Source organism: Shewanella sp. W3-18-1 (assembly GCF_000015185.1).
Classification (GTDB): domain Bacteria; phylum Pseudomonadota; class Gammaproteobacteria; order Enterobacterales; family Shewanellaceae; genus Shewanella; species Shewanella putrefaciens.
This window is the reverse complement of the sequence record NC_008750.1, coordinates 3,392,634-3,407,209: the sequence shown is the minus strand read 5'-3', so window position 1 is coordinate 3,407,209 and position 14,576 is coordinate 3,392,634. Positions and strand designations below refer to the sequence as shown.

Genomic DNA, 14,576 nt, shown 5'->3' with positions numbered 1-14,576 from the left:
TGAAATTAATTAAATTCACTTCTAAAAATAAAATACACTGCGCCTAGAATACACAAGCCTGCCCACAGATAATCGAGTTTTAAGGGTTCTTTCATATAGAAATAGGCAAAGGGGACAAATAGACTTAAGGTGATGACTTCTTGCAGAATTTTTAACTGGCCGACATTCATTACCGTGTAACCGATACGGTTAGCAGGTACTTGTAGTAAGTATTCAAATAGGGCGATCCCCCAGCTCACTAAGGCTGCAATAATCCAAGGTTTTGAGCCTAGGGTTTTTAAATGGCCATACCAAGCAAAAGTCATAAAGATATTGCTAAGACAGAGTAAGCCAATAGTTGTTAGGGTGGGATTCATTTTTAATCTCTATGATTAATTTTATAAATCATGTACATGGCATCATGGGTGTAAGAGCCAAGACACTTATCAATGGTGTGAGGTTTAAACCCCATTTTTCGCCAGTAGCTATCGGCGCCTTGCACTGCAACTAAGGACAATGAGTTGAGGTTAAAACGATCCGCTAATAGTTTTAATCGGGTGAGCGCCTTAGTCCCCGCGCCTAAACCTTGGGCTTTGGCTGAAATCGCAATATCGTGTAGATATAAGGTATCAGCCTTAGGTAAATGGGTAATAGGCTCATATAACGCCGGTGGCATATTTGTGGTCCAAGGATGAGCCAAACAATAACCAACAACGGACTCATTGACTTCAAATACAAAGCAGGACTGGGGTGATACTTGCCATTTACTTTGCAGTACATGCAGTGGCTCAGGATCCAGTTGTGAGTAACACTCATCTTGGATCGCTAAAATGGCATCCCAATCCTGTGGGGTGATTGCACGCAGTAACATGGCCGATATTTATCCCGTTCAAAGTGTCCCGATTAAAATAAGCTCGGCATTATATACCCAAACAACCTTAAGTTGCAGAATTGAGTATGGATTTAACGTACTTTATAAGGCCATTTATCGTTACTGTCGAAATGACAACTACGCAACCTATGGTCATTGCGACGATTTGCAGAGCAAGTGGCTAAGTCAGTTTTGATTGTATTCGTTCAACATGATTGAGAATGTACAGGGATAATTGCAATAGCATTGGTGCATAAAATGGAAGGAATAGACCCATTTTAGCGTTCATTTTTAATTTAGAAACGATTCGTATCTTGCTATTCTGTCGTTTACAAGTTGATAATTACAGTGACATAAATGGAATGCTGTATTGTTCAAGGAGATGATTATGTGGGCGTTTTTAGTTGAGCAGCCAAATTTACCTTACACCATTGCTTTTGCCTGTGTGCTTTTTCTGGGGGTGTTTGAAGCTTTAGCCCTCTTAATTGGTTTAAGCATGTTAAGCGCCTTGGATCAATGGGTACCTACCGATGTTGATTATCATCCCGATATGGGTGGCGGCCTTACAGGAATTGCTGGTTGGTTATGCCTCAATCGGCTCCCTCTGCTGATTTGGTTTGTGCTTGCACTGACCAGTTTTGCCATTGCGGGCTATCTCGTCAATTTTATCAGTTTAAGTGTCGTGGGCGTTCTTCTGCCACAACTGTTTACACTGCCAATTGCTGTCGTGGCAAGTGCCTTTGCTTGCCGATATCTAGGACGATTACTTGCCGACCATTTACCTAAAAATGAATCAAGTGCGATATCGCTAGATGATCTTAGTGGTTATGTTGGCACTATCACTTTAGGCTGTGCCATAAAAGGCATGCCCTCCGAAGCGGTTGTCCGCGATAAACATCAACAAAAACATTATGTTTTAGTCGAACCTGAAACTTCAGGGATCGAGTTTGCCTCAGGCACCCAAGTGGTGCTCCTTAGACGTGAAGGCCGAGTATGGTCTGCAACACGCTTTGATAATTAATCTTGAAAGTCATATTTTAATCGAGAAGGAAATCAAATGGATGTATTAAATGATGTAACGAACTCAAGCTACTTTTTCTTGCTGATTGCCGCCATGGTTGTGGTCGGTCTGACAGTGATCGGGCTGATTTTTGCCAAGCTGTATAAGCGTGCCACGAAAGAAATGGCTTTTGTACGTACAGGTTTTGGTGGTGAGAAAATTATAAAAGATGGCGGTGCTATTGTGCTTCCTGTATTGCATGAAACCATTGCCGTCAATATGAATACTTTGCGTATTGAAGTTGAGAAAACCCAAAAAGATGCCCTTATCACTAAGGACAGAATGCGGGTCGATGTGAAAGCCGATTTCTATCTACGTGTAGCGCCCAATTCAGAAGGTATCTCCATGGCGGCGCAAACCTTAGGTACGCGCACTACCCGAGTGGAAGAGCTTAAAAAGTTGATGGAATCAAAGTTTGTTGATGTGCTGCGTGCCGTGGCTGCAGAAATGACCATGACAGAGATGCATGAGCAGCGTGCCGATTTTGTACAGCGTGTACAGAATAACGTGGCTAACGATCTTGAGAAAAACGGTCTCGAACTCGAATCGGTTTCATTAACGGGTTTTGATCAAACAGATCTACAGTTTTTTAATGAAAACAACGCATTCGACGCTGAAGGTCGTGCTCGTTTGGCGAAGATTATCGAAGAAAAACGTAAAGAGACCAACGATATTCAGCAGGAAAACCGTATTAAGATTGAACAGCGTAATTTAGAGGCCGAAAAAGAGTCGCTGGAAATTGAAAAGTCGGAAGAAGAAGCCCGCTTGATCCAGCAGCAATCCTTAGAATTTAAACGCGCCGATCAGAAAGCTGAAATCATCAAGCAGAAAGAAAATAAGGCCCGTGAAGAACGCGAAGCCGAGATTGCCAAAGAGCGTGCTATCGAAACCGCAGAAATCGAGAAAACCAAAGATATCGAAACCCGCGAGATTGAAAAATATAAGCTCATTGAGCAATCACGTATTCAACAGCAACGGGATATTGAAGTTTCTGAGCAGGAAAAACGTATCGCTGTGGCGGCTAAATCTGAAGAAGAATCCGCAGCCCGTGCCCGTGCTGCCGAAGCTGAAAAACTGAAAGTTGAGAAAGAAGAAGCGGTAATTACAGCGCGCCAAGTAGCCGAAGCCAATCGTCGTAAAGAAATTGAAGTGATTGATGCCCGTAAAGAAGCTGAACGTGATGCGGTAGGTGTGACAGTGCAAGCGGAAGCTGAAAAACGTGCCGCTGAAGACAGATCGAGTGCCATTTTGATTGAGGCACGCGCCAGCGCCGATGCAAAAAAACTGCAAGCAGAAGCGGATGAAAAAGTGTATGCCGTTGAAGCTGCGGGTAAACAAGCCTTATATGAAGCAGAAAACGTGCTGCGTGATGAACAAATTGCCTTGCAAAAATCCCTTGCCATTCTTAAAGCTCTGCCAGAAATTGTCGCACAAGCCGTTAAACCGCTGGAAAACATTGAAGGGATTAAAATTCTTCAAGGTTATGGTACAGGTAATCAATTTACTGCCGGTAGCGAAGGCGTTCAACATCAAGGCGGTATCGCTGAACAAGTGACTAGTGCCGCGTTAAATTATCGCGCAAATGCGCCCGTTGTGGATGCGATGTTAAGAGAGTTAGGCTTAGTAAATGGTGAATCAGGGACGTTAAACGATCTCTTAAATGGCAATAATGCGCTTACTACAGAAGCCTTAAATGTCGTTAAGTCAGCTAACACTGGACTCAATGGTTATAGCCAAACACTGGTTGTTGATAATCAACAGCGTGATTAGTCTGATGATTAAATCATCGTCCTAAAAAATAGCCGCTCACATGGTGAGCGGCTATTTTCATTAACAATAAATTTTAGCGGTAATCTTGGCAATATAGAGCAAAGTTGCCGTGACTGACTAGATTAAGATATCGTCTTTTACTTGTGTACCTTATCAACGCCAGAAGATCGGCCTTCGGCATGACAAACTGCGCATGATTCTTGTCCTGGCTGATAAATTCGACCACCGCTGGCATCACTTTGATAAACACCACCAAAGCCTCGTGCATGGACGGCTAAACTATCAAGTTTAGTATGACATGCACTACAGGTTGCTAACGTGGGTGAGTATTCTGCAATTTGCCCTTTGTTAGTGGCACCTGGCGTGGCAACTAAGAGTGATTGTTGCTCATTCAGTCCGCTAAGATCTAATTGACCTTTACTATGACATGAGCTGCAACCATTTTTAGCATTGGGATAGGTCAGTTCTGGACGTGGTTTACCAAAACCTTCAACAGTCCGAGTCCCCGCATGCAGTGAGTGCACCATTTCTCTATAGCTTAAGGTGTTATTAAGCGTTCTATACGGCTTGATTTGATCCGATCCTGGGGTATGCATTAAGTTGGCATTGAGATACATCACTGTCTCACTATTATGGCAACTACGGCATTGTCCATCGGTTAATGCGGTTGATGTTTGAGGCGCATGACATGTACCACATTGGCTATTAGGCTCAAACATACTGCCTAACTGATGTGCGGAAAGCACTCTATCCTCTAAGCCTTTGTCATGGCATTGGCGACAAGCGTTTTCGTCAGCTTTGGTTTTAGTGTTAACCGCATCACCCGACAATGTCAGCGAGTTAATAGCACTGAGACTGACATCCTGATTAGCTATATCGCAATTAACGGCATATCCGGTATTTTTATCAGCACAAAGCACTAGCTTACTGTAGAGCTTGGATTGAGTTAAATGACCAAAATCTGCAGTTGAAAGCTGAGTAACGGTCACTTTCAGTTGATTGGCTCCCATGATGCTTAATGAAACATTTGGGTCATTTGCCAACAGATTCCATACTTTACGTTGTCCGTTGTTTACCGGTAGATTGGTGCTATCGGCTTGACCTGTCGCAATCAACCAGAAGGATTTTATCATAGGCTGAGTGGCAGGCAGTTGATCCAGTTGCTGCACTTGCAAAGTGACTTCAAGGGATTGAGCATCAGTATTTATCTTTGAACTCAATAGTTTTACTTGATAATCACTTGCTAATTTTGCTGCAGTCTTGGTCTTCGCGTTATGGAATAAGCCAACACCTTGAGGGTTGTTACTATCAGGATGGCAACCACTGCAACTCAATGCCCATGCGTTTGCAAAAATTTCCCGATTGTGGAACAGGCCTGCAACAGTACCATTCCAGTCGGTGGGAATTTGCCCTTTATGGCAGTCAAGACAGGCTGTTTTACTCGGAATATTGTAATTATCAGTTTGGGCAGTCGCACCGGGAATATGGCACTGCTGACACTGTTTCATATCACCTGGGTAGGTAACATTTGAGAAGTCATATAACTGTCCCTTATAACCCACCACTTGATATTTTGCCTGATGGATCTGATGCGTTAGCGTTGCCATATCCAGACTATTAGCGGTTTCTGGATCGCCCGAATAGCTTGTGTGGCACATAACGCAGCCTTCATAGGCAAATCGCTTACTTCCATGCATTAACAAGCGGGTATCCGCATTGGCTAGGTCATCATTATGGCAGCGAAAACAAGCTTGTTCAGGTGCGATAACTACTCGTCCTTCATCTGCCTTTGCAGCTTGTCCTGTTGCCGGAACAAAGTCATATACCGTATTGATTAAGTGAGTTTCGATAGGGCTAGTTGCAAGCGGTTTTAACTCAAGATAGATCCTATGAGTTCGTTCGGGTGCATATTGAGTATCTAACCCTGAAAATTGAGGGTAGCTCGTTAGAGGTTGACTGAAAGTGTAACGGTATTGACCATTACCCAATGAAGTTAAACAGTCACTTTTACAGCTCGTTTCAATACCTGCTTGCCATTGTGTCGCAGCCGTTACTTGAGCATTTGTAGCGGGCTCTACCAGTTTATTGATGTAACTTGTCCACTGCAGTGCAGGATCTGTCGTGCTCGTAGCCTCTGTGCTTATGGCTGTTTTGGCTTGATAGTGAGCCTGTGGAGGCGCCAGCTTAGCAATGCCTACACCTAAGGTATCGAGATCTTTAAGGTTTTCTAGGCCTGTAACGGCAATACCATTGGCATTGCTCAAGAAGAAATCAACTTGAACTTGGGTTTTGCTATCGATTGTTACATTTTCAATCGTGGCTTTAAGGGAGTTAGCTTGTTCAATGGTAATGCCCACTGTACCTGGTGGGCCTTCTTTACCATCATCACCATCGGAACAGGCTGTCATTAGACAGACTGCCATTGCGATCGGCGTAAACGCTATCCACTGAGAACGGGTATTCGTTTTCATCATTTTCCATTCCTTTTTAATTAGATTCTGTCGGGACTCTAATCGGAATGTATGCGCTCTAAATATTAACTCGGATATTAGTGAAGTTGCACTTAATTAATATTAATTAATGAATATTTTGGGCTTTATATGTTGATAACTTGAACTAAGGCTTTATTGGTTTTTTCGATATTCTTAATTCTTAAATAAGCTACTTTGATGTAAGTCTTGCTTATCGATTTAATAAATGGTCAATATGGGTAAATGTGACGCAGGTTAAAAATCAAATAGATAATTACTTTAGCATAAATTGTCGGGAATCAAAGTGTATGCATATTTTAATTATATTGCTTTGACTAATAAAGGATCAAATATGATTACCAGAAGAGGAATGCTTAAAGGCAGTATGGGCGTTGCTGTCGGTACAGTCTATAGCGGAACATTGGTGAGTTTTCTTACCGGTTGTGGCAGTGACAGTAATAGCCAAGAAAAAGTAGAAGTCATGCCAGGTGGACTCATGGTGGTAAACCCTACAGTTTGTGTGAGTTGTAGACGCTGTGAAATAGCCTGTGGTTGGAACCATGAAGGGGATAGCAGTCCCACACTCGCTCGTGTCAAAGTAGAAAAAAATATGAACTATGGCCCACATGGCGTGCAATTTGACTATGAAATACAGCGAGGTGAATGCGGTGACAGAACCGTTGTGCCTTCAACTTGTCGTCACTGTGAAGTGTGTACTGAAGTGTGCCCGCAGCAAGCTATTTCAACAAATCAACAAACTGGCGCCAAAGTCATTGATGAAGAGCGTTGCGTTGGATGTGGTTATTGTGCAGATAAGTGCCCTCAGCAAGTCATTAAAGTTGTTCGCAGCAAAATGAAAGCAGTGAAATGTGATTTATGTAACGGTAAACCTGCATGCGCGCAAGTTTGTCCTACAGGTGCAATTAAATTTTATAACTGGGAAGAGGCTGAAGCTGCATTAGAACAATATGAAAAATATACCGGCTTAGTTTCTTAAATTCAGGAGAAGTAATATGAGTGATAAAATAGGCGGGTGGGCTGGTAAAGTCCTAAGAGTTAATTTAACAACTAATCATATATGGTATGAGCCAATCAATAAATATTATGATTATATTGGTGGTATGGGCATAGGATATAAAATTCTGTGGGACAATCATAAAGACAATATAACGGCAACTGACCCTGATAATATTATTGTATTTTCCGCAGGCCCATTAACGGGTTCAGGTGTTATTTGTACCGGACGAACAACCATTACTTCCCGTAGTCCCGTAATTGAAAAACATCTGATTGCTGATGGCCATTTTGGTGGGCATTTTTCACCTGCGATGAAATTTGCAGGTTTCGATGCCATTGCCATTGAAGGCAAAGCCAGCAGCCCTGTGTGGCTTAAAATTGTGGATGATAAGGTCACGATTGAACCTGCCGATGCCCTATGGGGTAAAGGCATATTTGATACCCATGCGATGATAGCACAAATGATGGGGCCTAATGCTCAGGTTGCCGCAATTGGTCAAGCAGGGGAAAACCAAGTACCACTTTCAGTGATAATGACGCAAGGCGGGCATTCAGCGGGTGGTCATGGCTCTGTTATGGGGTCTAAAAATTGTAAAGGGATCGGTATTATTGGTACTGGTTCGGTCAAAATTGTCGCTAACAATGAAAAAATGCGCGCATTAGATGACCATATTTTAGGGATTATCGGCGCCAATAATAATGGTGTTGTCCCTTCAACACCGCAATCTTGGGCCGAGTACTCAGCGCCTATCAGTCGTTGGAAGGCTAGACCAGGGCTCAAGTGGGGCGCTGCAGATCAAGAAATTGAATTAGGTGAAGTGCCATGGAACGAACGTAACCGTATCGGTTTCCGTACTTCGATGGCTGAAAGTTATATTGGCGTGGAATATGCCAATAAATGGATGAAGCGAACTGGTGGCTGTCATTCATGCCCTATTCGCTGTTTCTGTGAACTTAAAGTCCCTGAACTTAAGAGTAAATACGGCCGCAAAACCGAACACATATCCAACGTCTGTATGGGATTCCTTGTACCACAGTATTTAATGGGCACCAAAAATGGTACAGAAGCACACGCGATGGCGGGCGCTTTAGGGGCACATATTCTCGATGACTATGGTATTTGGTGTAACTATGGATCTATTTCTCATCTATTTAAATTCTTAAAAACAAAGGATATGTTTAAGCATTTATTACCTGAGGATGAATTTAACAGTATTCCTTGGGCACTTTGGGATAACCAAGATCCGGCTTTCTTACTTGATTTTTATCGCCGAGTGGCGTTTAAAGAAGGTGAAATCTCCCACATGGCTGACGGCTTATATGATTTGATTAAGCGTTGGGGATTAGATGGAACCAACCCCGCATTAGGTTACTGGGATATCCACAAAGAAAGTGCAACGAAAGTATTTAACAAGAAAACCAATGCAGCCGTTCACCATGCCAGTGAAACCGCAGGTCAGGTTGGTACGTTAATTAACGTGGTCTTTAACCGTGATGCCCAGTGCCATTCCCACATCAATATCGTTAACAGTGGTTTGCCACATGATATGACAGTGGCGATTGCCGAGAAAAAATGGGGTGAAGGTGCATTCGATAAGGTGAATTGGTATACCCCAATCAATGCGGCCAAGATCCGTTTTGCCAAATGGTCGCTGGTGAAAAACGTGTTACACGATTCGCTGACACTATGTAACTGGATGTTCCCATTGTTGGCATCACCGGATAAGAATCGTAACTATGAGGGTGACAGCACTATCGAATCGCAGATGTTTAGTTTAGTGACAGGGATTGAAACCACTGAAGCTGAATTGGACTTTAAAGCGGAAAGAGTGCTGCATTTACACCGTGCTTTAACCGTATTGCAAATGAATGAAAGCAATATGCGCGAAGAGCATGATGTGCTCAGTGATTGGGTTTATGATTTGAATCCAGATAAAAACTTTGGCGATCAGGGCACCATCAAGATGGATCGTGCTGATATGCAAAAAGCACTGGATATGTTCTATGAAGCCTTTGGCTGGGATATTCAAACCGGAGCCCCGACTCGAGCGACGCTCAATAAGTTTGGCTTAGGGTTTGTAGCAGATAGATTAGCTGCAAAGGGCTTATTACCGAGTTGAATACAATAGTTGAACACTATGATTGAGCTTGTTGGATATATCAGAGTATTCAGTCAACACGGGCGTTTAGTCACGGCGGAGCAAATTGCCGCCGTGGCTGGACTCGAGTGGGATTGTAGCCAAACGGTTAGCTGTTATATCAGCTTAATCCTCAATAGGGATTACGCGGATATTCAGATGCGATTATCGGGTAAAGATCATTACTTTTATTCCGAAAAGTACATCGTTGAACGCTATGCTGAACAATGGCTAGCCCTTAATCGTGGGGAGGAACTTGAGGCCATTGCCGCTCAGATTAGGCGTAACAGTTGCCGTCATACTGCGGTGTTTGAGGAAAGTGTACTGACCTTTGCACCCTACCATTATGATGAACTTAAGCTGGCGAGTATCCAAGAACAGTTGCCTCAGCAGGCTGGAACCGAGGATATTTTTTACGCCGTGGATAATCAGGGTAAAGGTTATTATTACTCTACCCAAGGATTGAGTCACAGTTATGCTGAAGTGTTAGCGAATTACGATCCCTATGAGTGGTCATACTGATAATTGGTTTTGCTCCTCTTTATCTCATAAAGCGCCTACGGGCGCTTTTTTACTGGCGCTAATCTGTAGTATTTGGTTGTTACCTTTGTCGTTGTGAGGGGAGTAAAGTGGAATGGTTAATCGGAGTGATATTCCAAACTTTCTCTCTGAAACTATCCCAATAAAAGGAGTTTACCATGGCAAAAATTTTGATCATCGCGGGTGATTTTGTCGAAGATTACGAGTTAATGGTGCCATTTCAGGCGTTGCAAATGGTAGGGCATCAAGTGACTGTTGTTTGCCCCGATAAAATAGCAGGACAAACGATTAAAACTGCAATTCATGATTTTGAAGGCGACCAAACCTATAGCGAAAAGCCAGGGCATCTCTTTGCTCTAAATGGTGATTTTGCAAAGGTGAGTGCCAGTGATTTCGATGCTTTGTTGTTACCTGGAGGTCGAGCGCCAGAATATTTACGTTTAAACCCGTTAGTGCTGAATTTAGTGAAAGCGTTTTCGGTGCAAGATAAACCCATGGCGGCTATTTGCCATGGTGCGCAGTTGCTGACGGCGGCAGATGTTGTACGTGGTAAAAAGGTTTCAGCCTACCCAGCATGTGCTCCTGAAGTGAGTCAAGCGGGCGCTGAATATTGCGAGATTGCAGTAACGGCAGCGATTACCGATGGCAAGCTTGTCACCGCACCTGCTTGGCCTGCGCATCCTGCATGGCTCGCACAATTTAATAAGTTGCTTAGTGTGTAATGTGTCTAAGTGTAATGTGGCTAAGTGTAGTGTGTGATATTGCGAGATTAATGCATCCTGAAATATCAACACATCCTTGCTAACGTAATCCTTGTTAACGTAATAGGATTTAGCGTGCTTTTATGGCATAACAGTTCGGGTAGACATGTAAAGGGGAGCATAAAGGTGTGTGAAATTTATTCTGGCGCCGAACCCGAACTGTTCGCGCTTAAAACCCGCTCAATTCGAATTGATGGCGTCGTCACCAGTGTGCGTCTTGAGGCCATTTTCTGGCAAATAATCGAAGATATTGCCGATGACGCCGAACTCAGTGTTGCCGTCTTTTTAACCCGTATCTATCGAGAGGTGTTAGCTCGTCATGGGCGAGTCGCTAATTTTGCCTCTTTGCTGAGAGTGGCGTGTACCACTTACTTAAATGAGGGAAAACGATTAGTGTTGAAGCCTAAAATGGTCAGTTCAGCCAACAAACCGAGCAATACTTAGGGAGCTACGGGGGCTCCTCAAGCCTTGGTAGCTCAGTTCAATGCAGGATTGTTAGCAGTAATGACAGTTTAGTGATTATTTTTAAAAGGTTGATGACCTTAATTTAATAGTTGGCATAATGCTGGCAGCTGATTATTAGGATAAATTTGATAGGTTTTGTGGTGCTTAATCAAGCTGGTTTTCTTATTGCCTTGGCTGAGCAATAACCCATGGGACAGGGCGATACGCGTTAGTGTCTGTTCATCGGCGCGGACATATAAGTTGATTGGTTTAATAAGCTGATTATCCTTGATATGTTGATTAAACTCTTTGGCATCAATGACTAAGCTAGATTGACCATCACCATCGAGTTTTAGCTTGGCACTGATTTCAGTATCAGTAAATACCAGCCAATTGTCCTGTTTAAGTTCATCTATCATTGCGTTTAATGCGATGCCTAAAGTAGGTTCAGTTTTTTCAACCGATTGATATTGAAATACTATTCTTTCTAGTAAACGCTTGAGTTCGGCGCCCGCACCTTGGCTGCGAGCCAAGCGTATCCATGTTGTGAGGTCATCTGCAACCAGTTTAGAAAAGCGTTTTTCCTTTAAGGACTCGACCATCCAATTACACAAAAAATGGCTTTCCTGTGCGGCTGTGCGTTGTGCTTTTTTGGTTTGCGCTGATGTGGCTAAATCGGCAATACCTGCAAGGGCGAGTTCGAGCACAGCTTGATTATAGGTTTGAGAATTCATTATGACTCCACCGCAGGCTAAAGGGATTTATCTTATTGAACTTGGGCGATATTGATTGCGGCGGCGCTAGTTTAACAAAGCAGTCGTTAAATCGATAATGATTCTTACAGGCGGCTCAACTTATTACGTAGAAACCACTAAACTTGGATCGCATAAATGTTTACAATAGTGCTTAGTGAACTGCACAAATATGATTTCGATTGGAGAGCTGTAAATGGATAAGGGACTATTTAAAATATTGAAAAAAGTCTATTTCAAAAAGGCATATATCAAAGATGAAAATGGATATATGCAAAGAATAGATAATGGGGACAAGTTTGATTCTGAGTCAGGGACAACACATTATTCTTATGACGGTTTGTCTAGTGCAGAAATATTGACAATTGAGCAAAGTGGTTATCCTGTCAATGAGATTGTCAAATATAGTCACGATGAATGCATCAGCGCATATAAAACGTTGCTTGAGCATCCTCATTTATCGATTGAAAATGTGCTTTCGGCATATATATGCGGTTTTTCAAGTTTTCCGAGAGGAAGGCAACCTATATTGAGTTATTTATTTGCTCAAGCAGTTCCACAGCATACCATGCACGCAGAGGGGGATGTTTGTCCCGTTTGCTCAATAAGAAGAAATGTTTGGATAGAAAAAGGATATAAGATATTTAGTTGCTATGCTGGGAATGTATGGAATGAAAGATGGTGTGGTAATCTTGTTGAATTAGCAGAGTTTATGACTATTCCTCCCTGTACTCCTACCCCTGAGGATATCAGTATATTTAAAGCCTTGATCGAGATGATCCGCCACGCACCTCAAGATGAAACACCAGGAAAATTAGAACAACGTATCAAAAAAGCTAAGATTATTCCTCACTATGAAAAATATCATGTTCGCGGACAATTAATGGTATTAGCTGAATTAGGTGTTATGCCAAATCCTTATATAAAACCTTTATATGATGATTTTACTCATTTTGCCGATATCTGTAGCGTGAAATATCCTGGGAGTACTCGCTCGGATATTATTCTTCCCTTAGCGGGTTGGCGAGGGGAAAAGAGTATAAATGAAACTAGGCTTCAAGCATTATTTGGCAACATTATGCGGTGATATAAAATTGGTCAAAGATATAATTGAGTCAGTATAAAAAAGCGTCCAGTAATGGACGCTTTTAAAATAGCTTTGTTATAAACATTGATAAATACTAATGGTATAAATCAATAGGTGATTATTTAAGTTTTTTGGCTTTACTTGGTGCTTGGCCAACCTTCACTTTTACGCGGCGACCTTGCATGCTTTTTTCTGCAATAACTTGGGCGCCAGCATTGTCGGTTCTTTGTTGTTTTTTAGCAAAACTGCGACGGGTTTGCAGTTGTTTTAATAGCAATTCGCGGCTACCCACTTCATAGCCTGGAACTGTGACGCGGCGAATTTTTTGACCGATCAATTTTTCGATATCGGCTAAGGTACGTTCTTCTTCGCGGCTAACAAATGAGATGGCGACCCCTGTTTTACCTGCACGGCCAGTACGACCGATACGGTGAACATAATCTTCGGCGAGGAAAGGTAAATCGTAGTTAACCACGTATTCAAGGCTTGGGATATCTAAGCCGCGGGCGGCTACTTCAGTGGCAACCAGTACGCGCACATCACCCGCCACAAATTCGCGTAGGGCGCGGCGGCGACTACCTTGGCCTTTTTCTCCGTGGACCACTTCTGATGGGATACCGTCTAAATTTAACTCTTTAACTAAAGTATCAGCGGCTTCACGGGTCGCGGTAAATACCAATACCTGTTGCCAGTTTTTCTTGCCAATAAGTTCTGATAGTAATTCACGTTTACGGCGTTGTTCCACAGGGTAAACCACTTGGCTTACGGTATCTGCTGTCGTGTTTTGCTTGTCGACGCTGATCACCTGCGGTTTGACCATCATATCGTTGGCGAGTTTTTTGACTGCGCTGGAGAAGGTCGCTGAAAACAGTAAGTTTTGACGCTTTTTATTTACCGCTTGCAGAATTTTTTGGATGTCGGCACTAAAACCCATATCGAGCATTCGATCGGCTTCATCGAGCACTAAAAAATCGACGTTTGATAAACTTACATTACAGGCGGTTAAGTGTTCGAGTAAACGACCTGGGGTCGCGACTATAACATCGGCACCGCGTTTGAGCTTTTGCGCTTGAGTCTCAATCTTTACGCCGCCATAAATGGTTAATACGCTAAAATTTAAATATTTACAGTAAGCCGTGACGTTGTCAGCCACTTGAGCCGCAAGCTCGCGGGTTGGAGTAAGAATTAATACTCTTGTATTCGACTTTAAAGTTTCGCTTGGTTTTTCAACCATCTTTTGCAGAATGGGCAGGGCAAAGGCGGCAGTTTTACCTGTACCCGTTTGGGCGCTGGCGAGCACATCTTGGCCGCGGCGAATAGCGGGTATCGCTTGTTGCTGAATAGGCGTCATTTGTTGATAACCGCAATCTGAGATAGCGCGCAAAATCTCGGGGGAAAAACTAAAAGATTCAAATCTCATTTTGGATTCCTATCATTCACTTATTCAAACGCTTAAGCGCCGCAGCCTCTTTATCACTTATTTAAGGAGAGGCGCACTGGCTGGCTCATTCTTCCACACAGATTTTATAAGAAAAATGGCGGGCGCGGAGTATAGCAAAATTTTAGGCTAAAACCTGTACTTTTTAACCTGTTGGTATTTTATCTGTAAATGTTTGTGGCTTTGTGACGTGTCGTTGGGGAATTATAGTGTTCCAGTATCGCTACGAAAATAGTATGCAATTTGAT

Annotated in this window: 13 protein-coding genes; 8 read left to right on the top strand and 5 right to left on the bottom strand. The window is 42.8% G+C overall.

Features of this window, described 5'->3' with window-relative positions:
* Nucleotides 1-5: 5 nt before the first annotated feature.
* Both SPUTW3181_RS15500 and SPUTW3181_RS15495 read right to left on the bottom strand, forming a co-directional pair.
* On the bottom strand, nt 6-356 hold the full coding sequence (locus SPUTW3181_RS15500) for a DMT family protein (RefSeq protein WP_006082592.1): 351 nt from the start codon (nt 354-356) through the stop codon (nt 6-8).
* Nucleotides 357-358: 2 nt separating this feature from the next.
* On the bottom strand, nt 359-850 hold the full coding sequence (locus SPUTW3181_RS15495) for a GNAT family N-acetyltransferase (protein WP_011790251.1): 492 nt from the start codon (nt 848-850) through the stop codon (nt 359-361).
* A 388-nt stretch (nt 851-1,238) separates the two neighbouring features.
* On the opposite strand from SPUTW3181_RS15495, the gene SPUTW3181_RS15490 reads away from it, so the two are divergent.
* Both SPUTW3181_RS15490 and SPUTW3181_RS15485 read left to right on the top strand, forming a co-directional pair.
* Nucleotides 1,239-1,871 (top strand): YqiJ family protein, encoded by a 633-nt coding sequence (locus tag SPUTW3181_RS15490; RefSeq protein ID WP_011790250.1) that lies wholly within the window; start codon nt 1,239-1,241, stop codon nt 1,869-1,871.
* A gap of 36 nt (nt 1,872-1,907) precedes the next feature.
* Nucleotides 1,908-3,680 (top strand): flotillin family protein, encoded by a 1,773-nt coding sequence (locus tag SPUTW3181_RS15485; protein WP_011790249.1) that lies wholly within the window; start codon nt 1,908-1,910, stop codon nt 3,678-3,680.
* A gap of 137 nt (nt 3,681-3,817) precedes the next feature.
* Here SPUTW3181_RS15485 and SPUTW3181_RS15480 read toward each other — a convergent pair whose 3' ends face one another.
* Nucleotides 3,818-6,154: an OmcA/MtrC family decaheme c-type cytochrome gene (locus tag SPUTW3181_RS15480; RefSeq protein ID WP_011790248.1), complete on the bottom strand. Its 2,337-nt coding sequence runs from the start codon at nt 6,152-6,154 to the stop codon at nt 3,818-3,820.
* 349 nt (nt 6,155-6,503) lie between these two features.
* Between SPUTW3181_RS15480 and SPUTW3181_RS15475 the strand changes: the two genes are divergently transcribed.
* From SPUTW3181_RS15475 to SPUTW3181_RS15455, 5 genes are all read left to right on the top strand, one after another.
* Nucleotides 6,504-7,148, top strand: a complete 645-nt coding sequence (locus tag SPUTW3181_RS15475) for a 4Fe-4S dicluster domain-containing protein (protein WP_011790247.1) — start codon at nt 6,504-6,506, stop codon at nt 7,146-7,148.
* 16 nt (nt 7,149-7,164) lie between these two features.
* Entirely contained in the window at nt 7,165-9,288 is a 2,124-nt protein-coding gene (locus SPUTW3181_RS15470; RefSeq protein WP_011790246.1) for an aldehyde ferredoxin oxidoreductase, read from the top strand.
* Nucleotides 9,289-9,306: 18 nt separating this feature from the next.
* The gene (locus tag SPUTW3181_RS15465; RefSeq protein WP_011790245.1) at nt 9,307-9,828 is read left to right on the top strand and encodes a hypothetical protein; all 522 of its coding nucleotides are present in this window, start codon (nt 9,307-9,309) and stop codon (nt 9,826-9,828) included.
* A gap of 176 nt (nt 9,829-10,004) precedes the next feature.
* On the top strand, nt 10,005-10,568 hold the full coding sequence (locus tag SPUTW3181_RS15460) for a DJ-1/PfpI family protein (RefSeq protein WP_011790244.1): 564 nt from the start codon (nt 10,005-10,007) through the stop codon (nt 10,566-10,568).
* A 165-nt stretch (nt 10,569-10,733) separates the two neighbouring features.
* A complete protein-coding gene (locus tag SPUTW3181_RS15455) occupies nt 10,734-11,051 on the top strand; it encodes a ribbon-helix-helix domain-containing protein (protein ID WP_011790243.1) in 318 nt (105 codons plus the stop codon).
* Between the two features lie 98 nt (nt 11,052-11,149).
* On the opposite strand, the gene SPUTW3181_RS15450 is transcribed toward SPUTW3181_RS15455, so the two are convergent.
* Nucleotides 11,150-11,785: a DUF2913 family protein gene (locus SPUTW3181_RS15450; RefSeq protein ID WP_011790242.1), complete on the bottom strand. Its 636-nt coding sequence runs from the start codon at nt 11,783-11,785 to the stop codon at nt 11,150-11,152.
* A gap of 214 nt (nt 11,786-11,999) precedes the next feature.
* Here SPUTW3181_RS15450 and SPUTW3181_RS15445 point away from each other — a divergent pair, with 214 nt between their 5' ends.
* Nucleotides 12,000-12,890, top strand: coding sequence for a hypothetical protein (locus SPUTW3181_RS15445; protein ID WP_011790241.1), 891 nt, complete (start codon nt 12,000-12,002; stop codon nt 12,888-12,890).
* A gap of 118 nt (nt 12,891-13,008) precedes the next feature.
* Here the strand turns inward: SPUTW3181_RS15445 and SPUTW3181_RS15440 are convergent, their stop codons facing one another.
* Nucleotides 13,009-14,310 carry a DEAD/DEAH box helicase gene (locus tag SPUTW3181_RS15440; protein WP_011790240.1) on the bottom strand — a complete coding sequence of 434 codons (1,302 nt, stop codon included), beginning with the start codon at nt 14,308-14,310 and terminating at the stop codon, nt 13,009-13,011.
* Nucleotides 14,311-14,576: the final 266 nt, after the last annotated feature.